The 19,699-nt window shown below is 73.1% G+C and carries 17 protein-coding genes and 1 pseudogene; 9 read left to right on the top strand and 9 right to left on the bottom strand.

Features of this window, described 5'->3' with window-relative positions; translation table 11 throughout:
* Positions 1-132: 132 nt before the first annotated feature.
* A complete protein-coding gene (locus tag ACZ4YY_RS05650; protein ID WP_468284129.1) occupies positions 133-1,920 on the top strand; it encodes a coagulation factor 5/8 type domain-containing protein in 1,788 nt (595 codons plus the stop codon).
* A gap of 234 nt (positions 1,921-2,154) precedes the next feature.
* Here ACZ4YY_RS05650 and fusA read toward each other — a convergent pair whose 3' ends face one another.
* Both fusA and ACZ4YY_RS05640 read right to left on the bottom strand, forming a co-directional pair.
* Positions 2,155-4,245 carry an elongation factor G gene (gene fusA / locus ACZ4YY_RS05645; protein WP_468284127.1) on the bottom strand — a complete coding sequence of 697 codons (2,091 nt, stop codon included), beginning with the start codon at positions 4,243-4,245 and terminating at the stop codon, positions 2,155-2,157.
* 529 nt (positions 4,246-4,774) lie between these two features.
* Positions 4,775-5,476 (bottom strand): nucleotidyltransferase domain-containing protein, encoded by a 702-nt coding sequence (locus ACZ4YY_RS05640; RefSeq protein WP_468284125.1) that lies wholly within the window; start codon positions 5,474-5,476, stop codon positions 4,775-4,777.
* A gap of 428 nt (positions 5,477-5,904) precedes the next feature.
* On the opposite strand from ACZ4YY_RS05640, the gene ACZ4YY_RS05635 reads away from it, so the two are divergent.
* The 8 genes and pseudogenes from ACZ4YY_RS05635 to ACZ4YY_RS05600 all read left to right on the top strand — a co-directional run bounded on the left by ACZ4YY_RS05635 (position 5,905) and on the right by ACZ4YY_RS05600 (position 14,277).
* Entirely contained in the window at positions 5,905-6,795 is an 891-nt protein-coding gene (locus tag ACZ4YY_RS05635) for a hypothetical protein (RefSeq protein WP_468284123.1), read from the top strand.
* Positions 6,796-6,836: 41 nt separating this feature from the next.
* Positions 6,837-7,991 carry an NAD(P)/FAD-dependent oxidoreductase gene (locus ACZ4YY_RS05630; protein WP_468284121.1) on the top strand — a complete coding sequence of 385 codons (1,155 nt, stop codon included), beginning with the start codon at positions 6,837-6,839 and terminating at the stop codon, positions 7,989-7,991.
* The gene (locus ACZ4YY_RS05625) at positions 7,988-8,287 is read left to right on the top strand and encodes a (2Fe-2S)-binding protein (RefSeq protein WP_468284119.1); all 300 of its coding nucleotides are present in this window, start codon (positions 7,988-7,990) and stop codon (positions 8,285-8,287) included. The genes ACZ4YY_RS05630 and ACZ4YY_RS05625 overlap by 4 nt, the downstream gene beginning before the upstream one ends.
* Positions 8,280-9,659: pseudogene (locus tag ACZ4YY_RS05620) on the top strand (FAD-dependent oxidoreductase); the annotation flags it as partial. The gene ACZ4YY_RS05625 and the pseudogene ACZ4YY_RS05620, both read left to right, overlap by 8 nt.
* A gap of 251 nt (positions 9,660-9,910) precedes the next feature.
* Positions 9,911-10,807, top strand: a complete 897-nt coding sequence (locus tag ACZ4YY_RS05615; RefSeq protein ID WP_468284117.1) for a dihydrodipicolinate synthase family protein — start codon at positions 9,911-9,913, stop codon at positions 10,805-10,807.
* A 40-nt stretch (positions 10,808-10,847) separates the two neighbouring features.
* Positions 10,848-11,849 (top strand): proline racemase family protein, encoded by a 1,002-nt coding sequence (locus tag ACZ4YY_RS05610; protein ID WP_468284115.1) that lies wholly within the window; start codon positions 10,848-10,850, stop codon positions 11,847-11,849.
* A gap of 328 nt (positions 11,850-12,177) precedes the next feature.
* Positions 12,178-12,840 carry a GntR family transcriptional regulator gene (locus ACZ4YY_RS05605; protein WP_468284368.1) on the top strand — a complete coding sequence of 221 codons (663 nt, stop codon included), beginning with the start codon at positions 12,178-12,180 and terminating at the stop codon, positions 12,838-12,840.
* 150 nt (positions 12,841-12,990) lie between these two features.
* Positions 12,991-14,277 (top strand): flavin-containing monooxygenase, encoded by a 1,287-nt coding sequence (locus ACZ4YY_RS05600; protein ID WP_468284113.1) that lies wholly within the window; start codon positions 12,991-12,993, stop codon positions 14,275-14,277.
* A 104-nt stretch (positions 14,278-14,381) separates the two neighbouring features.
* Here the strand turns inward: ACZ4YY_RS05600 and ACZ4YY_RS05595 are convergent, their stop codons facing one another.
* The 7 genes from ACZ4YY_RS05595 to ACZ4YY_RS05565 form a co-directional block, all read right to left on the bottom strand.
* Positions 14,382-15,536 carry a tryptophan dimethylallyltransferase family protein gene (locus tag ACZ4YY_RS05595; RefSeq protein WP_468284111.1) on the bottom strand — a complete coding sequence of 385 codons (1,155 nt, stop codon included), beginning with the start codon at positions 15,534-15,536 and terminating at the stop codon, positions 14,382-14,384.
* On the bottom strand, positions 15,533-15,655 hold the full coding sequence (locus tag ACZ4YY_RS05590; protein WP_468284109.1) for a hypothetical protein: 123 nt from the start codon (positions 15,653-15,655) through the stop codon (positions 15,533-15,535). The genes ACZ4YY_RS05595 and ACZ4YY_RS05590 overlap by 4 nt, the downstream gene beginning before the upstream one ends.
* A gap of 103 nt (positions 15,656-15,758) precedes the next feature.
* The gene (locus ACZ4YY_RS05585; RefSeq protein WP_468284107.1) at positions 15,759-17,105 is read right to left on the bottom strand and encodes a cytochrome P450; all 1,347 of its coding nucleotides are present in this window, start codon (positions 17,103-17,105) and stop codon (positions 15,759-15,761) included.
* Positions 17,106-17,113: 8 nt separating this feature from the next.
* Positions 17,114-17,707 carry a GTP-binding protein gene (locus tag ACZ4YY_RS05580; RefSeq protein WP_468284105.1) on the bottom strand — a complete coding sequence of 198 codons (594 nt, stop codon included), beginning with the start codon at positions 17,705-17,707 and terminating at the stop codon, positions 17,114-17,116.
* Entirely contained in the window at positions 17,682-18,059 is a 378-nt protein-coding gene (locus ACZ4YY_RS05575; protein WP_468284103.1) for a DUF742 domain-containing protein, read from the bottom strand. Before ACZ4YY_RS05575 ends, ACZ4YY_RS05580 begins: the two co-directional genes overlap by 26 nt.
* Positions 18,056-18,457 (bottom strand): roadblock/LC7 domain-containing protein, encoded by a 402-nt coding sequence (locus ACZ4YY_RS05570; protein WP_264925766.1) that lies wholly within the window; start codon positions 18,455-18,457, stop codon positions 18,056-18,058. The genes ACZ4YY_RS05575 and ACZ4YY_RS05570 overlap by 4 nt, the downstream gene beginning before the upstream one ends.
* Positions 18,454-19,638, bottom strand: coding sequence for an ATP-binding protein (locus tag ACZ4YY_RS05565; protein WP_468284101.1), 1,185 nt, complete (start codon positions 19,636-19,638; stop codon positions 18,454-18,456). The genes ACZ4YY_RS05570 and ACZ4YY_RS05565 overlap by 4 nt, the downstream gene beginning before the upstream one ends.
* Between the last annotated feature and the right edge of the window lie 61 nt (positions 19,639-19,699).

Here is a 19,699-nt window from a genome sequence, read left to right as displayed (position 1 = left end):
AGAGTTTCGACGAGCCTCGCCCAACTCCGCCGCACCTCTTGACGCGCGCGTTCGGGCAGTTGAAGCATGCGCAGCGAGAGAGCGCTCCCACCCCCACCGTCGTTCACTTCCTGAACAAGGAGAGCCGCCCCCATGCCCGAGAACTCCCCGGACTCCCCGTCCGTGCGGCGCAGAGCCGTCCTGGCGGCCGCCGCGGCGACCGCACCCGCGCTGGCCGGACTCACCGCCGCCGCTCCGGCCTCGGCCGCCGCGGGCGCCGGGCGTCCGCGCGCCCTGCCGGGCGGCGGCGACCTCGGACCGAACGTCCTCGTGTTCGACCCGTCCACGCCGGACATCCAGGCCCGCCTGGACGAGGTGTTCCGCCGGCAGGAGTCGGCGCAGTTCGGCACCGGCCGCTACGCCCTGCTGTTCAAGCCGGGCACCTACCACGGCCTCAACGCCCGGCTCGGCTTCTACACCTCGATCGCGGGCCTCGGCCTGTCACCCGACGACACGACGATCCACGGCGACGTGACGGTCGACGCCGGCTGGTTCGGCGGCAACGCCACCCAGAACTTCTGGCGCTCGGCCGAGAACCTCGCCCTGGTGCCGGCCCACGGCACGAACCGGTGGGCGGTCGCGCAGGCCGCCCCGTTCCGCCGCATGCACGTCCGCGGCGGGCTGGACCTCGCCCCCAGCGGCTACGGCTGGGCCAGCGGCGGCTACATCGCCGACAGCCGCATCGACGGCCAGGTCGGCCCCTACTCCCAGCAGCAGTGGTACACCCGGGACAGCGTGATCGGCAGCTGGCTCAACGGCGTGTGGAACATGGTGTTCTCCGGCGTGGAGGGCGCGCCGGCGCAGAGCTTCCCGAACCCGCCGTACACCACGCTGGGCACGACGCCCGTCTCGCGCGAGAAGCCGTTCCTGTACCTCGACGGCAACCGGTACCGGGTCTTCCTGCCGTCGAAGCGGACCGACGCACGTGGTGTCACCTGGGGCAACGGCACCCCGCGCGGCACCTCGCTGCCGCTGTCGCGCTTCTACGTCGCCCGGCCGGGCGTCACCGCCGCCACCCTCAACCAGGCGCTCGCGCAAGGGCTCCACCTGCTGCTGACGCCGGGCATCTACCACCTGGACCGGCCGATCCGCGTCGACCGGCCGGACACCGTCGTCCTCGGTCTGGGGTACGCGACCCTCATCCCGGACAACGGCGTCACGGCGGTGCGGGTCGCCGACGTCGACGGGGTGCGGCTCGCCGGATTCCTCGTCGACGCCGGCCCGGTCAACTCCGAGACGCTCGTCGAGATCGGGCCGCGCGGCGCCTGGCGCGACCACTCGGCCAACCCGACCACCGTCCAGGACGTGTTCGTGCGCATCGGCGGCGCCGGCCCCGGCAAGGCCACCACCAGCCTGGTCGTCAACAACCGTCATACCATCGTCGACCACACCTGGGTCTGGCGCGCCGACCACGGCGAGGGCGTCGGCTGGGAGACCAACCGCGCCGACCACGGTGTCGTCGTCAACGGCCACGACGTCCTGGCCACCGGCCTGTTCGTGGAGCACTTCAACAAGTACGACGTGCAGTGGTTCGGCGAGCGCGGCCGCACGATCTTCTTCCAGAACGAGAAGGCCTACGACGCCCCGAACCAGGCCGCGATCCAGAACGGCCCGATCCGGGGCTACGCCGCCTACCGGGTCGGCGACCAGGTCACCGCGCACGAGGGCTGGGGCCTGGGCAGCTACTGCTACTACAACGTCGACCCGACGATCGTGCAGCACCACGGCTTCGCCGCCCCCGACCGGCCGGGCGTGCGGTTCCACGACCTGCTGGTGGTCTCCCTCGGCGGCAACGGCCAGTACGCGCACGTCATCAACGACCTCGGGGCCCCCACGTCGGGGACGTCCACGGTGCCGTCGACCGTCGTGTCGTATCCGTGAGACGGGCCCGCCACCGACGGACCCGCGTCCGATGAACCTGGCCGTGACGGGCCTGCCGGCCCATCAGGGCGACGCGTGGGTGGTACCGAGCCGGGCTCGGTACCACCCACGCCACCACGACGCCGCCGTTCCCGCGCCACCACGGTCACCGATCACGGTTCCCGTGCGCCACGGTTCCCGTGCGTCACGGTCACCGTCGCCGTTCCCACGGCGTTCGCTCCGACGCGGCCGTCCCTACGGCGTCACGGCCGCCGTCGGCGCCGGCGTGTAGCCGGTGGGCCGGGCGGTGAACGTGCCGCGGCCCTGGGTGCGGCTGCGCAGACGGGTCGCGTAGCCGAACAGCTCCGCGAGCGGCACGGTGGCGGTGACGACCGCCGCGCCGCCGCGCACCACCGATCCCGTCACCCGGCCGCGCCGGGCGGCGAGGTCGCCGAGGACACCGCCGACGGCGTCCTCGGGCACGGTGACCGTGACCTCGACGACCGGCTCCAGCAGGTTCATCGCGCAGCCGCGCAGGGCTTCGCGCAGCGCGAGCCGGCCCGCCGTGCGGAAGGCCATCTCCGAGGAGTCCTTCACATGGGTCGCCCCGTCGGTCAGGGTGACCCGCAGCCCGGTCACCGCGTGCCCGCCGAGGGGACCCTCGGCGAGCGCGTCACGGCAGCCGGCCTCCACGGCACGGACGTACTCCTGCGGCACCCGCCCGCCGACGACCGCCGACCGGAACGCGAACCCGTCCTGCGACGGCTCTACATCGAGCACGACATGCGCGAACTGACCGGCCCCGCCGTCCTGTTTGACGTGCCGGAACACAAGCCCCGACACCCCGCGCACGACCGTCTCGCGGTAGGTCACGCGCGGACGGCCGACGGTGACGTCCAGCCCGAGGGAACGGCGGATCTTCTCCACCGCGACCTCCAGGTGGAGTTCGCCCATGCCCGACAGCACGGTCTGACCCGTCTCGAGGTCGGTGCGGACGGTCAGCGACGGGTCCTCCTCGACCAGCCGGGCCAGCCCCGACGCGAGCCGCTCCGCGTCGACGCCGCGACGCGGTTCGACCGCCACGGAGACGACCGGGTCGGGGACCCCGGGCGGTTCCAGGACCAGCGGGGCGCCCGGCGCGCACAGCGTGGAGCCCGCGCGGGCCGACTTCAGCCCGATCACGGCCACGATGTCCCCGGCGCTCGCGCGCTCCAGCCGGGCGTGCCGGTCGGCCTGGACCCGCAGGATGCGGCCGACGCGCTCGGTGCGTTGCGCGGTCGCGTCCCACACCGCGTCTCCCTTCTCGATCGTTCCCGAGTACACCCGCAGATAGGTGAGTCGGCCGGTGGGCGTGGCGTGGACCTTGAACGCGAGGGCGGCGAAGGGCGCGGCGGGATCGGCGGGCCGTTCCTCGTCGACACCATGATGCATACCGCATACAGCCGGCACGTCCACGGGCGACGGCAGATAGGCGACCACCGCGTCGAGCAACGGTTCGATCCCCCGGTTGCGGTAGGCCGAGCCGCACAGCACGACCACGCCGTCGCCGGTGCGGGTCAGGTCCCGCAGGGCGGTGGCGAGCGTCCCCGCCGAGAGGGTCCCGCGCTCGCAGAACTCCTCCAGCGCGGCCGGGTGACGTTCCGCCACCGCCTCCTCAAGGATGTGGCGGCGGCGCAGCGCCTCCTCCCGCAGTTCCGCCGGCACGGGCCCCTCGACGGCCGCTCCGACCGCGGCGGACCCGTCCGCGACGTCCGCCGGGTGGCGGGCGGCCGCACCGTCCGTCCAGGTCAGCGCGCGCAGACGCAGCAGGTCGACGACGCCGGTGAAGGCGTCCTCCGTGCCGATCGGCAGTTGGACGACCAGCGGGACCGGGTGGAGCCGTTCGCGGATGGAGGCGACGGCCGCGTCGAGGTCGGCGCCCGCCCGGTCCAGCTTGTTGACGAACGCGATCCTCGGCACGCCGTACCGGTCGGCCTGCCGCCAGACCGACTCGCTCTGCGGCTCCACGCCCGCCACCGCGTCGAACACGGCGACCGCCCCGTCGAGCACCCGCAGCGCACGTTCGACCTCGTCGGCGAAGTCGACGTGCCCGGGGGTGTCGATCAGGTTGACGCGGTGGCCGTCCCAGTCGCAACTGACGGCGGCGGAGAAGATGGTGATCCCACGGTCGCGCTCTTGGGGGTCGAAGTCGGTGACGGTCGTTCCGTCGTGGACCTCGCCGCGCTTGTGCGTGGTCCCGGTGGCATACAGGATCCGCTCTGTGACGGTGGTCTTGCCCGCGTCGACGTGGGCGAGGATGCCCAGGTTGCGCACGGCGGAGAGGTGACGGTCGAGGTTGTTGCGCACGGCCCTTGGCCTTTCGGGGTGTTCCGAACTGGGGCTGCGCGATGTTCCGAGGGCCCACGGGTGCGGCACGCGCGTCGCGCACCACCGAGGAGCGGTGGTGCGGGGCGCCCACTGAGCTGATGAGCCGTCAGTTCATCCGGTGCCGGCCGCGCCGCGGGCACCGGACGGACCAGGACACGAGGATCACCTCGTAGCGGGAACGGGGGGCGACGGCAGCGGTGTGGTCACGCATGGCCGGGCTCCCCTCGTGCGTCGCGGTGTCCGCGCGGCCCGGTCGTGGGCGGCGCGTGGTGTGTGACGAGTGTAGGGAGGGCGGGTGGGCGGGGCACGCGATTATTCCCGGCCCCGCCACCCGGCCCCTCGGTGGGCCGGAAGCCGCACGCCGGTCCGCTCCGCGCCAGGCCGCACGCCGACCTCCTCGGCGGGCCGCAACCCGCGCGCCCGGGCCCACCGCGGCCCGGAAGCCGCCTGCCGGTCCCTCCCGCGGGCCGGAAGCCGCCCGGCCCGGGAGTCTCCCGGGCCGCTCCGGTCAGACCAGCGTGTCCGGCGTGGCGTAGAAGTGGCGGCGCACCCGGCGCAGCCACGCCTCGGCGGCCCTCTCGTCCGGCTGCTCGGGCAGGACGCTGCGCGTCTCGTCGAACGCCGTCTCGAAGCGGCGCAGCAAGGGCAGCGCGGCGTCGGGGTCGGCGGCCACCTGCTCGCCGAAGCGGTGGTAGCTCTCGGGGTCCTCGACCCGGATGTGCAACCGACCCGTGGCGTACAGCTCGTAGCCCTGTCGGCACAGCCGCTTGAGGTGGCGGGCGTGCTTGGCGGTGCGTCGGCGGGTGTCCGGGGCGAGGGCTCCGTCGCCGCGGTTCTGCAGCTTCCTGAACTGCTGGGTGGCGTAGCCGAGATAGGCGTCACGGACCCGGCGCGCGCTCAGGAACGTCGTGCGGATGTCGATGAGTTCCTCGCCCAGGGTGGTCCGCGTCTCGTACAACTCCTGCGGCAGCCAGACGAGTTCGGTGACGGTCGGGTTGCCGCCGAGGGCGAGGCGGCACCACTTCGCCGCCTCGTGCAGCGTGCGGTCGGGTGCGGTGGTGACGTGGGACTCCGGGGGCCGGCGCAGACCGTGCAGGTCCTCGGTGGGCGCCGCGAACAGGCCGAGGCGGTCGACGTCGGATCCTTCGTGCGCGAGTCCGTAGGCGGTCGAGCCGACGACGCCGGACAGCAGGATGTTCTGGACGGTCACTGGTCCCCCGGTTGATCGGCCGCCGTCGGGGACGGGCGGCTGGACGGCCATGATGCCCCGTCGACCGGACGGCTCTCCTCGCATTTTCCGGTCCGTCGACGGCGTCCGCCCGGGGTTGTCGGTTCACCCGTCCGGGCTCGGTGCGCTGGTCGGACGCCCCGTCCGGTGGTGCGGTGGTGGGCGGGGGCAGTCGCCCGACGCCGCCCCGCACCGGGAGACGACCGCCCGGGGCACACGCGCGCCGGAAAGCACCCCCCGGAGCACGCACGCGCCGGAAACACCACCGTCCGGAGCACGCACGCACCGGAACACCACCGTCGGGAGCCCACACGCACCGGAACGCCAGCCGTCCGGGGCCTGCGCGCAGGGGACAGCCACCGCCTGGAGCGCGCACGCACCGGAGACCGTCCCGCCCTCAGGAGGTACCCGTGACCACCGCTCGTCCGTCCCGCCCGTCCCCTCCGTCCTCCCCCGCGGCCCCGGCGCCCACGGCCCGTACGGCGCGGCCCGCCCGTTTCCTGGCCGCGGTCGTGGCCGCCGGCGCTCTGCTCACCACGGCGGCCTGCTCCGACGACAAGGGCGACACGGCCACCGCCGCCTCCACGCTCGCCGAGCGCCCCGTCGTGGAGCACCCCCAGCCCCGGCGCACGACGACCCCCTCGCCCGCCCCCGGCCTCACCCCGGCCGCCGCCCGCACCGCGCTCATCACCGAGGCGGACCTGGAGGACGACTGGACGCAGGTGGCGGACGCGGCGACCTGGACCGACCAGCTGCTCATCGGGCAGGTGGACATCGACGCCTTCCTGACGGCCAAGGCGGACGCCGCCGACTGCCAGCGCCTGCTCGACGCGCTCTACGACGACACCCTCCTGGGGCGGCCGTCCGGCGCGTCGGCGCTGACCGGCTTCAGCCAGGGCGACTCCCGCCTGCTCTACCAGGTCGCCGCCTACCGGCAGGCCGACCTGGACGCGTCGCTGGACTGGTTCGAGTCGCTGCCCGACACGTGTGACGAGTTCACCGCGTCCGGGGGCGGCGGCCGGCGCACCGTCCAGGTCGTCGAGGCCTCCCTCCCCGACGTCGGCGACGACCGTCAGGGGCTGACCGTGACCGTCCAGGGCACCATGGGCGGCACCCCCGTCACCCTCGCCCAGGACGTCGCCGTCGTACGCGTCGGCACGAACGCGATCACCGTCACCAACGGCGGGCTCGACGGGGCCGACCACGACAGCACCGAGGCCGCGGTGCGGCAGGGGACGCAGCGGTTGAAGGACGTGCTGGCGGGACGCACGCCGGCGGCCCGGCCCAGCGAGATCGAGTGAGAGCCGTTCCCAGGCCCAGCACCATGTGACATATTACTGGCGTGACCAACCGACCGGCCTGTGACGTCGTGGTGGTCGGCGCCGGCATGGTGGGCGCCGCCTGTGCGCTGTACGCCGCCCGGGCCGGGCTGGACGTCGTGGTGGTCGACCGCGGCCCGGTGGCCGGCGGCACGACGGGCGCGGGCGAGGGCAACCTGCTCGTATCCGACAAGGAACCCGGTCCCGAACTCCGACTCGCCCTGCTGTCCGGCCGGTTGTGGGGCGATCTGGCACAGGAGCTGGGCGAGGCGATCGAGTACGAGCCGAAGGGCGGTCTCGTGGTCGCCGCCACTCCGGCGACGCTCACCGCTCTCGGCGACCTGGCCGCCGCCCAGCGCGCGGCCGGGGTCGAGACGGTCACCGTGGACGCCGACCGGCTCGCCGAGGTCGAACCGCATCTGGCGCCCGGCCTCGCGGGCGGCGTCCTGTATCCGCAGGACGCCCAGGTCATGCCCACGTTGGCCGCCGCCCACCTCCTCCGGGCCTCGGGAGCGCGCCTGGTGACCGGGCGGACCGTGACCGGCGTGCTGCGCCGGGCGGACGGCGCCGTGCGGGGCGTGCGGACCGACCGGGGCTGCCTCCTCGCCCCCGCCGTGGTGAACGCGGCCGGCACCTGGGGCGCGGAGGTGGCCGCTTCGGCGGGGGTGCGGCTGCCCGTCCTCCCCCGCCGCGGCTTCGTCCTGGTCACCGAGCCGCTGCCGCGCCGGATCCGGCACAAGGTGTACGCCGCCGACTACGTGGCCGACGTCGCCAGCGACTCCGCCGCCCTCCAGACGTCGCCGGTCGTCGAAGGGACCGCAGCCGGGCCGGTGCTGATCGGCGCGAGCCGTGAACGGGTGGGTTTCGACCGCTCGTTCGCGCTGCCTGTCGTCCGGGCGCTGGCGGCGGGCGCGACCCGTCTCTTCCCGTTCCTGGCGCAGGTGCGGGCGATGCGCACGTACCTCGGCTTCCGCCCCTATCTGCCCGACCACCTGCCGGCCGTCGGGCCCGACCCGCGCGTGCCGGGGCTGTTCCACGCCTGCGGGCACGAGGGCGCCGGCATCGGCCTGGCGACCGGCACCGGGCATCTGATCGCGCAGGTGCTGGCCGGCGAGCGCCCCGACCTGGACCTCGCGCCGTTCCGCCCCGACCGCTTCGCCGAGGAGGCCGCGCCGTGAACCCCCTGGAGCTGGTCCGGGCCCGCCCGGCGGAGCCGTTCGCCCTCACCTTCGACGGCCGGGAGATCGAGGCGCTGCCCGGGCAGACGGTGGCCGCCGCGCTCTGGTCGGCGGGCGTCTCCTCCTGGCGGACGACACGGGGCGTGGGCCGTCCGCGTGGGGTGTTCTGCGGGATCGGCGTGTGTTTCGACTGCCTGGTGACCGTGGACGGCCGCCCCAACCGGCGGGCGTGCCTGGTTCCGGCCGTTCCCGGCGCGGACATCCGCACGCAGGAGGGGACGGGCCACGATGACTGAGCGGCCGGTGCTGGCGGTGGTCGGGGCCGGTCCGGCGGGCCTCGCCGCCGCGCTCGCCGCCGCCGCGCGGGGCGTGCGCGTCGTGCTGGTGGACTCGGCCCCGGAGCCGGGCGGGCAGTTCTACCGGCAGCCCGCCCCCGGCCTCGGCGCCCGCCGCCCGCAGGCCCTCCATCACCAGTGGCGCACCTGGGAACGGCTGCGCAGGGGACTCGCCGCCCATCTCGCGGCCGGCCGGGTCGGGCTTCTGAGCGGCCATCATGTGTGGTGCGTGGAGAGCGATGCGGACGGGTTCGGCGTCCACGCCCTGCTCGGCCCCGAGCAGGAGGAGTCCGTCACGGTCCGCGCCGCCGGAGTGGTCCTGGCGACCGGGGGACACGAGAAGGTGCTGCCGTTCCCCGGGTGGACCCTGCCCGGTGTGGTCACCGCGGGCGGCGCGCAGGCCATGCTGAAGGCGGGACTGGTGCTGCCCGGCCGTACGGTGGTCGTGGCCGGCACGGGCCCGCTGCTGCTGCCGGTGGCCACCGGCCTGGCAGCGGCGGGCGCCCGCGTCGCGGCCCTGGTCGAGTCGGCCGCCCCGAAGGGGTTCGTGCGACGGGCCCGTGCCCTGTCCGGCGAGCCGGCCAAGCTCGTCGAGGGGGTCGCTCACGCCGCCCGACTCCTGCGGCACCGCGTCCCGGTGAGGGTCCGTCACACGGTGGTCGAGGCCCACGGCCGGGACCGCCTGGAGGCGGTGACCGTCGCGGCACTCGGCCCCGACGGCCATCCCCTCCCCGGTACCGCCCGACACATCCCCTGCGACACCCTCGCCGTCGGTCACGGCCTCCTGCCGCACACCGACCTCGCCGCAGGCCTCGGCTGCCGCCTCGACGGACATGTCGTGCACGTCGACGACGAGCAGCGCACCGACGTCCCCGGCGTGTGGGCCGCCGGCGAGGCCACGGGCGTCGGCGGGGCGGCCCTGTCGCTCGCCGAGGGTCACATCGCCGGACGCTCCGCCGCGGCCCGCCTGTACGGCACCGCACCGGACCCGGGCGACGGGGCGGCGGCCGCCCGGGCCCGCACCCGGCTGCGGGCGTTCGGCGCGGAACTCGACGAGGCGTACGCGGCGCCCGTGCGCTGGGCGGAACAGGTGACCGACGCGACGGTCGTGTGCCGGTGCGAGGAGGTCACCGCCGGGGCCGTCCGCGAGGCCGTCGCCACACTCGGCGCGGGTGACCTGCGCACCGTGAAGCTGCTGACCCGGGCGGGCATGGGCTGGTGCCAGGGCAGGATGTGCGAACCCGGCGTCGCCGGCGTCGCGGGCTGCGCGCTCACCCCGGGCCGGAGGCTGCTCGCCCACCCGGTGCCGCTCGGCGTGCTGGCGTCCGCGCCACCCGAAGGGCGGAAACCCGCCCCTCCCGAACCACCGCCCCCCGCACCACCCGAAGCACCGGCGCCCGCACTGCTCCGAGCACCGACGCCCACCCCTGCCGAAGCCACGCAGGCCGCACCGCCCGAACCACCGGTCGCCCGCCCCTGGCGAAGCGCGGGCGAAGGCGTCCGACGTTCCGCGTCTCACTCACCCCCAGTGCCATGTCACCCATCACGGCCCGACGGCCGACCGGACGAGAAGAGGCCCTCCCCATGACGGTTCCCCGGCACCGCCCCTGGCGCGGCGTCCTCGTCGCCACCGCGCTTCCCCTCACCGACGACCTCGATGTCGATCACGACCGGTACGCCGAACACTGCGCCTGGCTGGTGGCGAACGGCTGCGACGGCGTCGTCCCCAACGGCTCGCTGGGCGAGTACCAGGTGCTCGCGCCCGAGGAACGCGCCAAGGTCGTCGAGACCGCCGTGGCCGCGATCGGCGGGGAGCGGGTCATGCCGGGAGTCGCCGCCTACGGCTCGGCGGAGGCCCGCCGCTGGGCCGAACAGGCCCGCGAGGCGGGGTGCGCGGCGGTGATGCTGCTGCCGCCCAACGCCTACCGTGCCGACGAGCGCGCGGTCGTGCACCACTACGCGGAGGTCGCGCGGGCGGGCCTGCCGGTGGTGGCCTACAACAACCCGATCGACACCAAGGTCGACCTCGTGCCCGAACTGCTGGCCCGGCTGCACGGCGAGGGTCACATCCACGCCGTCAAGGAGTTCTCCGGAGATGTCCGCCGCGCCTACCGGATCGCCGAACTGGCACCGGAACTGGACCTGTTGGCGGGCGCCGACGACGTCCTGCTGGAGCTGGCGGTGGCCGGCGCCAAGGGCTGGGTGGCGGGCTACCCCAACGCACTGCCCCGCGCCTCGGTGCAGTTGTACCGGTCGGCCGTCGCCGGCGACCTGACCACCGCGCTGCCCCTGTACCGACGACTGCACCCCCTGCTGCGCTGGGACTCGCGCGTCGAGTTCGTCCAGGCCATCAAACTGTCGATGGACGTGGTCGGCCGGTACGGCGGTCGCTGCCGGCCGCCGCGCTCGCCCCTGCTGCCGGAGCAGGAGGCGGCCGTCCGCGCGGCCACCGAGAAGGCCGTCGCCGCGGGCCTCGCGTGAAACCGGCCCCGGCGACCGTCACCCGCAGGGAAGGGATGTCATGCGCAGCAAACTCGTCCTGCACGCCGTCGACTCGCACACCGAGGGCATGCCCACCCGCGTGATCACCGGCGGGATCGGCACCATCCCCGGCGCCACCATGAACCAGCGACGGCTGTACTTCCGCGAACACCGCGACGACATACGCCAGTTGCTGATGAACGAGCCGCGCGGCCACTCCGCGATGAGCGGCGCGATCCTCCAGCCGCCGACCCGCCCGGACTGCGACTGGGGCGTCGTCTACATCGAGGTCTCCGGCTATCTGCCGATGTGCGGGCACGGCACGATCGGCGTGGCGACGGTGCTGGTGGAGACCGGCATGGTCGAGGTCGTCGAACCGGTCACCACCATCCGCCTGGACACCCCGGCCGGGCCGGTCGTCGCCGAGGTCGCGGTGCGGGACGGCGCGGCCACCGCCGTGACCCTGCACAACGTCCCGTCCTTCGCGGTCGCCCTCGACCGCAAGATCACCCTCCCCGACGGCCGTACGGTGACGTACGACCTCGCCTACGGCGGGAACTTCTACGCGATCCTGCCGCTGGAGGAGTTCGGACTGCCCTTCGAGCGTTCCCGCAAGGACGACATCCTGCGGGCAGGGCTCGCGCTGATGGAGGCGATCGACGCGGAGGCGGAACCCGTCCACCCCGAGGACCCCTCCATCCGCGGCTGCCACCACGTCCACCTGTACGCGCCCGGCGCCACCGCCCGGCACTCCCGGCACGCGATGGCCATCCACCCCGGCTGGTTCGACCGCTCCCCCTGCGGTACGGGGACCAGCGCGCGCATGGCGCAACTGCATGCGCGGGGCGAACTGCCGCTGCACACCGAGTTCGTGAACGAGTCCTTCATCGGCACCCGCTTCACCGGCCGGCTGCTCGGCACGACGGACGTCGCCGGGGTGCCCGCGGTGCTGCCCAGCTTCACCGGCCGCGCCTGGGTCACCGGGACGGCCCAGTACCTGCTGGACCCGACGGATCCGTTCCCGGCCGGGTTCGTGCTCTGACCACCGGACCGGGCGGTGCGCCGGCCGGCCGAGGGCGGTGCGCGCGGGTCCGGCGATACTGAGGGCACGTGACATGGCACCCGCGCACATGACGTGAAACCCGCACCACCGGCACACCCGCCCAGGAGACCCTCCCATGGCCGCCCCGCCCACCGGCAACACCTCCCCCGCCGCACCGGAACCCGCGGCGGGCGCCACCCCTGCCTCGACACCCGCGGCGGGCGCCACCCTCACCCCGGCACCCGCGGAGGGTCCTGCTCCCGCATCGGCTTCCTCGGCCGGCCCCCCGCCGGCGTCGGCGTCCGCCCTCCCGCCCGCCTCGGCGCCCATGCCCGCGCTCCCCGTGCTCGGCGGCCGCCGCAGCAGCTATCGCGAGCGGGTCGTCGACGCCCTGCGGGCCGCGCTGATCGCGGGTGAACTGCGGCCCGGGCAGGTGTACTCGGCGCCGACGCTGGCCGCCCGCTTCGGCGTCTCGGCGACGCCGGTGCGCGAGGCGATGCTGGACCTCGCCAAGGAGGGGCTGGTCGACGCGGTGCCCAACAAGGGGTTCCGGGTCACCGACGTCTCCGACCGGCAGCTCGACGAGTACACCCATGTCCGCGCCCTCATCGAGGTCCCGACGGTGGTGGCGCTGGCCACGACCGCCGACCCGGTGTCGCTGGAGGCGCTGCGCCCCGCCGCCCGGGAGATCGTCGGCGCCGCGGTGGCGGGCGATCTCATCGCCTACGTCGAGGCCGACACCCGCTTCCATCTGGGGCTGCTCGCCCTCGCCGGCAACGCCCATCTCGTCGAGGTGGTCCGTGACCTGCGCGGCCGCGCCCGCCTCTACGGCCTGACCGCGCTCGCCGCCTCGGGCCGGCTGCTGTCCTCCGCCGAGGAGCACCTGGAACTCCTCGACGCGCTGCTGGCCCGCGACGAAGAGGTAGTGCGCGCGGTCATGACGCGCCACCTCGGGCATGTGCGCGGGCTGTGGGCGGCGGCCCGCCCCTGACCGCCCCCCGCGCACGGCTTCCGCGTCCCACCGTCGGCGGCACACCGCCACCGCCCCCGAATGTGATCTTCGACCTGGTGTGAGCGGAGTGACGGATGGGCAGTCACTGCGCGTGCGCGAGAGAATGGTGTCGTTCCTGTGGGGGAATCCGTGAGTGTGTGTCTCATCGGTGCGGGCCTGTCGGGGCTGGCCGCGGCACACGCCCTCAAGGCGGCGGGCGTCGACTTCGTCTGCGTCGAGAGGACCGCCGACGTCGGCGGGATCTGGCGTCGGCCGCAGGCGGGCGAGCGCGGTCCCGGCTACCTGTCGCTGCACCTCAACACCACCAAAGGGCTCACCGGGTACGCCGACTACCCGATGCCGGCCTCCTACCCCGTCTATCCACGTCACAGCGAGATGGCCGCCTACCTGCGGTCGTTCGCCGAGTGGGCCGGTCTTCGGGACCACATCGAGCTGCGGACCACCGTGGAGTCCGTGCGGCAGGAGGACGACGGCTCCTGGACGGTCGTCACCCTCGACCCGCACGGCACCCGCACGTCCCGGAGCTTCGGGCAGGTGATCGTCGCCTCGGGGCACAACACCGAACCGTCGCTGCCCGCTCCGCCACGGGGTTCCGACAGCTTCACAGGAACGATTCTCCACGCCTTGGACTACCGTGACGGCAGCGATTTCGCCGGGCAGCGCGTCGTCGTCGTGGGACTGGGCGCCTCGGCGGTGGACATCGCCGTGGACGTCTCCCGGTACGCGGAGCGGACGCTGCTCTCGGTGCGCCGGGGCCTGCACGTCCTGCCCAAGCAGCTCTTCGGCATGCCCCTGGACGAGGTCGCCGAGGCTCCCTGGTGGACCCGTATGTCCCTGGAGGAGCAGCGCCGTTTCATCGAGCAGGCCCTGCTGGTCGCCCGCGGCCGGCTCTCGGACTACGGTCTGCCCGAACCTGACCATCCGCTCTTCGCCTCGGCCGTGACCATCTCGGACGAGATCCTCTCCCGCATCCGCCACGGCGGTGTCGTGCCCAAGCCGGCGATCGACTTCCTGGACGGCGACCGGGTGGCCTTCACCGACGGCACGTCCGCGCCCGCGGACGCGATCGTCCACTGCACCGGCTACCGGATGGCCTTCCCGTTCCTGCCCGCCGGCTGCCCGGTCGGAGCGCAGGGCTCGGTGGAGCTGTACAAGAGGGTCGTCGCGCCGGACCGTCCCGGCCTGTTCTTCGTCGGACTGGTCCGCCCGCACGGTTCCGTCACCCGGCTCGTCGAGGCACAGTCGCGCTTCATCACCCGGATCCTCACGGGCGAGTCCGTCCTGCCGGAGCCGGAGGTCATGCACAAGGAGATCGCCGGCTATCTGAGCGGCATCGCGGGCCAGTACGGCCAGGCGGAGAGTGCCTCGATCCAGGTGAACGTCGCCCCCTACCTGCGGGAGTTGCGGGCCGGGTGACCGTGTGCCGGGCCGTCGGCCCCCTCGCGAGGTCTGCCGTCCGAGGGGAGCGGTCCGACGGCGGTGGCGTACGGCTCCCCTCAGGGGTGGGTGCGGTGGGTCGGCTACCGCGCGGCCTCGGCGGACCGCAGGGGCGTCGGCGGGCGGACCCGGTACGCCTCCGAGGAGAGGTACGCCGTCACACGCGGCGGACGTTCCTGCTGGTGGGCGAGGGCCAGGTAGGCGATGAGTCCCACGCCGTCCTCCAGCCGGCGGGAGGTGACGGCGGGCGGGGCCGCCAGCAGCGGTGTGGGGTCGATGCCGTAGCGGCCGAGCAGGGCGGTGGCGCGGGCCCGGGCCTCGCCGTCGTGCCGGGCGTAGTCACGGACCGGAACGTAGAGGGTGAAGCCGCTGGGCCGGCCGGTCGATGTGTCGGTGAAGGAGTGGCAGGACTGCACGGGTCTTCGGACGAACTCCGGGGAGTCCCTGTCTCTGCTCCCCCGGTCGGCGCCGTCGGCGTCCTGTCCGGCGGCGATGCGGAAGAACGCCTCGATCTCCTTCGCGGTGGGCCCGCCGTCCATCCGGGACAGGGCGCCTGCCTGTGAGGCCGTGATGTCCCGGTGCGCGAGGTAGACCTTCACCCGGGGGTCCTCCCAGTCCCCGAGGTCCAGGGCGAAGAACAGGTGACGGTCGTGCGGAGGAAGCGCCTCGTACGCCCGTCGGTGCCCCAGCCGGTCCAGCGCCTCCCGTACGGTGTCGGCGGCACGTTTCCTCCCCGACGCGGCGGAGTTCAGATACACCTTGACCTTGGGAATCCCGCCGGGGACGAGTTCCAGCGCCAGCCACAGCGCCAGCGGGCCGACGGGGGCGGAGGGGAGGAAGAGGTCCTCGAGGTCGTCGAGGCGGTCGGTGGTGAATCCCCAGCGCCGCGCCAGCGTGCGGAGGGTCTTCAGCCCGGTGCGGCCGTTCTTCCTGAGGCCCGCCGCCGCGCATCCCGGTTCCAGCAGCACCCGCAGGGTGGGGGGTGCGCCGGGGACGAAGGCGAGGGAGTACTCCACCGGCGTGTGGTCGTCGGAGAGGAACGTCGCACTGGGAGGCGGCAGGTCCAGCGGCCGTTCGGCGACGGTGCCCAGCGCGTCGGTGAGGGTGCGCGCGTAGACCTCCCCGTCCGCCGAGTCCAGTCCGGCCACCGCGCACAGGTTCAGCAACTGCCGTGCCGTGTGCCCGCCGAGGGTGCGGGCGCCGGGGAGGCCCGGGACGTCGGGCCGCCGCGCGGTCACCGGCCCTCCCGCCAGGAGCCGGAGCGGGCAAGAAGATACCCGCCGGGGGAGGCGGGTATCAGGGGGTCCTGCGCGGTGGGGTGGGGTAGGTGCGCGGCGTCGTCGGATATGTGGTCCACGACACCTCCTTCGTCTCGTGAGCAACACGGATTACCGCATGGCTCACTACCCCTGAGGTTGAACCGTCATACAAGTGGAGTAAGTCGGGCGGTGTTGTGTGAATCACCTCGTCAACCAGTTGAGGAACTGGCTCCACATGCCCGTGCGTTCGGACTTGTGAGCCTGCTGTGAGGGCTCGGGCCGTGCGGGTGTCTCGGTGCGCGCGGAGGCGGCGGAGCGACGGACCGACTCCACGGGCGTGAAGCGCGCGGGCAGCGCGGTCAGGCCTCGGTTGAAGGGGCCGGGACGCCAGTTGAGGCTCTCCTCGGGCACGGCGAGTTCGACGTCGGGCAGCTTGTTGAGCAGGTTCTCGACGGCGGTCACCGTGATCTGCCGGGCGGGCTCCTTGGACGGGCAGGCGTGCGGGCCCGCGCTCCAGGCCAGGTGGGCGCGGTTGCTGCCGGCCTGGCGGGCCGCGGTGAGCGCCGGTCCGGTGTTGGCGGCGGCGTAGCTGACCAGGACGAGGTCGCCGGCCTGGAACTGCTGTCCGGCGAACTCCATGTCGGACGCCGGGTAGTGCGCGCCCAGGTTCTGCATGGGCGGGTTCTCCCACAGCGTGTCGTCGATCGCCTCGTCGATCAGACCGCCCTGGTGGGCGTACGCGTCGTGGGTGAGCAGGCGGTGCAGGGTGTTGCCGATGAGGTTGCGCTGCGGTTCGTTGCCCGCGACCATCAGCAGCGCGAGCTGGTGGACCATCTCCTCGTCCGTCAGGCGCGACTGGTGCTGCATCAGCCAGGAGGTGACGTCCTCGCCGGGCTTGCGCCGCTTGAGCGCGACGAGTTCGCCGATGGCTCCGAACAGCACCTCCATCGCCCGGTCGGCGTTGACGCCGTCGAACATGCCGGTGATGCCGTACACGACACGGTCGCCGATGTCGGCGGGGCAGCCGAAGATCTCGTTGAACACGAAGGTCGGCAGCTGCTTGGCGTAGTCGTTCAGCAGGTCGGCCGAACCGCGGGCGCTGAACTGGGAGATGAGGTAGTCGGAGACCTGCTCGGTGCTCTGGCTGAGCCGGCGCGAGTCGACGCGGGCCATGCTGTCGGTGATCGCCTGACGCAGCCTCAGGTGTTCGGCCCCGTCGCTGAACATGCAGTTGGGCCGGTACGCCAGGACGGGTGCGATCGGGCTGTCCGCGGGGATCTTGCCGTCGTTGAGGTCACGCCAGCGGCGCGCGTCCTTGCGGAACGAGCCGGAGTCCTGGAGCAGCTGGAGGGCGGTGGCGTAGTCGGTGACGAGGGTCGCCTCGACCCCGGGGGAGAGTTCGACGGGCGCGGTCGGCCCGTAGTGACGCAGGTAGCTGTAGTAGGCCTGCGGGTCGGCCGCGAACTCCGGCCCGTACAGCGGCACTCTGCCGCCGGTGTGGTGCGCCGGGCACCCGGGCGGGGGCACGGGAGCGGTGGGGTGGTCCATGTCTGCTCCTAGTGGGCACGGTCCTGCAGGTGACGGACGAGGGTGATGAGTGCTTCGGCCGAGGACCGCTCGTCCCGCGCGTCGCAGGTGACGACCGGGGTGTCGTCGAGCAGGTCAAGGGCCTCACGCAGGGCCGTCTCGTCCCGCAGGGGGGCGCCGTCGAAGTGGTTGACGGCGATGGCGTAGTCGAGTCCGTACTGCTCGATGAGGTCGATCACGGCGAAGGAGTCCGCGAGTCGTTCGGGGTCGACCAGCACGAGGGCGCCGAGCGCGCCGCGGGCCATGTCCTCCCACATCTGCACGAAACGCTGCTGGCCCGGCGTTCCGAACAGGTAGAGCACGACCCGGTCACTGATGGTCAGCCGGCCGAAGTCCATGGCGACCGTCGTGGTGGTCTTGCCCTGGACGCCCTTGAGGTCGTCGATGGACTCGGCGGCCCGCGTCATCGTCTCCTCGGTGGACAGCGGTTCGATCTCGGAGATCGCCCCGATGAACGTGGTCTTGCCCACCGCGAAGTGGCCGACGACGAGGATCTTGACGGCTGTCTGCGTCGCGCCGTCGCGGACGTAGGCCGTCTCATCCAAACTTGGCCCTGAGACCATTCAGCACCTCCTCCAGGATCTCCCGGTCGGCGAGGGGAGCCCGCTGTACGGGCGGGCGGGTGACGAGGTAGCCGCCCTCGGTGAGGGCGGCGAGGAGGATCTTCACCACGCCGAGGGGCAGGTGGGTGTGGCCCGCTATCTCGGCGACCGAGAGGTAGCCGGCGGAGCACAGGTCCAGCAGCTTCTGTTCCTCAGGGGACAGCCGGGTGGGCCGCTGCTGGTGGTCGGCGGCCGCGGTGACCAGCGTGATGAGGGAGAGCTGCCCCTCGTCGGGCAGCCCTCGCCCCTTGGTGATGACGTACGGACGCACTAACTCCGGCGTCTGGGGCTCCAGTGCGTCGAAGCCGCTCATGACCGTACGCCGAGGTTCTCGCGCGGCGGCGTCGTCAGCGCCTTGCCGAGCTGGCCGACGAGCTGCTGCATCCGGAAGGTGATGTCCGCCATGTCGACGTCGGGGGAGGCGGAGACGCCGAGGTAGGCGCCCTCGCCCGCCGAGATCAGGAAGACCCAGCCGCCGTCGAACTCGACCAGGGTCTGCCGCCACCGCTGCTGCGCGTCCTCGCAGAAGAAGGCGAGCGAGCGGCTGAGCGACTGCACCCCGCTCATCGCGGCGGCCACGCGGTCCGCGTCGTCCTTGTCGAAGTCCTGCGTCCGGGCCATCAACAGGCCGTCGGCGGAGATCAGGACGGCGTGCAGGGCCCCGGGAATCTCCAGGGCGCTGTCAAGCATCCATGACAGATCGTCGTTCACGAGAACTCATGCCCTTCGCTGCTTGCGCCACGTGTGCTGCTCGACTGTTCCGCGGGGTCCGCGGGCGCGGCCCGCCGGCCCGACTGGGTGCCCCGCTGGAAGGCCCCCATGATCGCCGCCGTCTCCGCGCCCGATCGGGAGGGAGTGGCGGCGTTCGACGCGCTGCCGGGCACGATGGCCATCGGCCGCTTGCGGCGGCGCTTGGGCAGGCCGTCGGAGGTGGTGCTCACGGCCGCCGCGGGTTCGGGGCCGCCGTGGGCGGGGACCGGCGCGGGCGCTGCGGCGGTGGCGACGGCCGGGGCCGGCTCCCTCTGCTCGGGTGCGTTGGTGAGCAGGTCGTGCGGCAGGAGGAGGACCGACCGCACACCGCCGTAGGGCGAGGTGGAGTCGACGGACACCTCGAAGCCGAAGCGTTCGGCGAGGACGCCGATCACCGCGAACCCGAACTGGGGCGGGTTGCCGAGGGAGGACACGCCGGAGACCCGCTCGGTCGACAGCAGTTTCTCGGCGCGGGCCCGCTCTTCGTCGTTCATGCCGACACCGGCGTCGTCGACGACGATGCAAATGCCCTTGGGCACGGTGCGGATGTTGATTTCGACGACCGTGTCCGGGCTGGAGTAGCTGGTGGCGTTGTCGAGCAGTTCGGCGAGCGCCAGGGCCACCGGTTCGACGGCACGGCTGGTGATGCCGAAGTCGACCTGGGAAAGGATTTCCACGCGTCGGTAGTGGCGGATCCTGCCCTGGGCGCTGCGCACGACGTCGTACACCGAGGCGACGTCGCGCTGTCGGCCCAGCCAACCGTCGCACAGGACGGCGATGGACTGGGCGCGGCGGCCGAACTGGGAGTTGGTGTGGTCGATCTCCAGGAGGTCCTGGAGGATGACCGACTCTCCGTATTTGGTCTGGAGCCGGGAGACGATCAACTGCTGTTCCGCGGCAAGGCCCTGAAGGGTCCGCATGGCGGATTTCAGGACCGTTTTGGTTGCCTCTTCGGCTCTTTCCTGAGCTGCCTCGACGGATTTCGCGTACCCGTTCTCGAGCTCGGTGTGCCGAGCCCTGAGATCTGCGAACTCCTGCCTTAACGTCCGCGCCGCCCTACGCTGACGAACAATGACGGCGACCGCGACGAGTACGGCGACGAGGAGAGCCCAGAGTACCGGGTTCTGTATGTAATCAGTCATAAGACTCTCTTCAGGCGACTGACGGCCAGTTACTGAATTCCCGTCAATGCGGGTGGACCGA

The organism is Streptomyces sp. NPDC030143, assembly GCF_055573695.1.
This window is presented reverse-complemented; position numbering and strand designations above follow the sequence as displayed.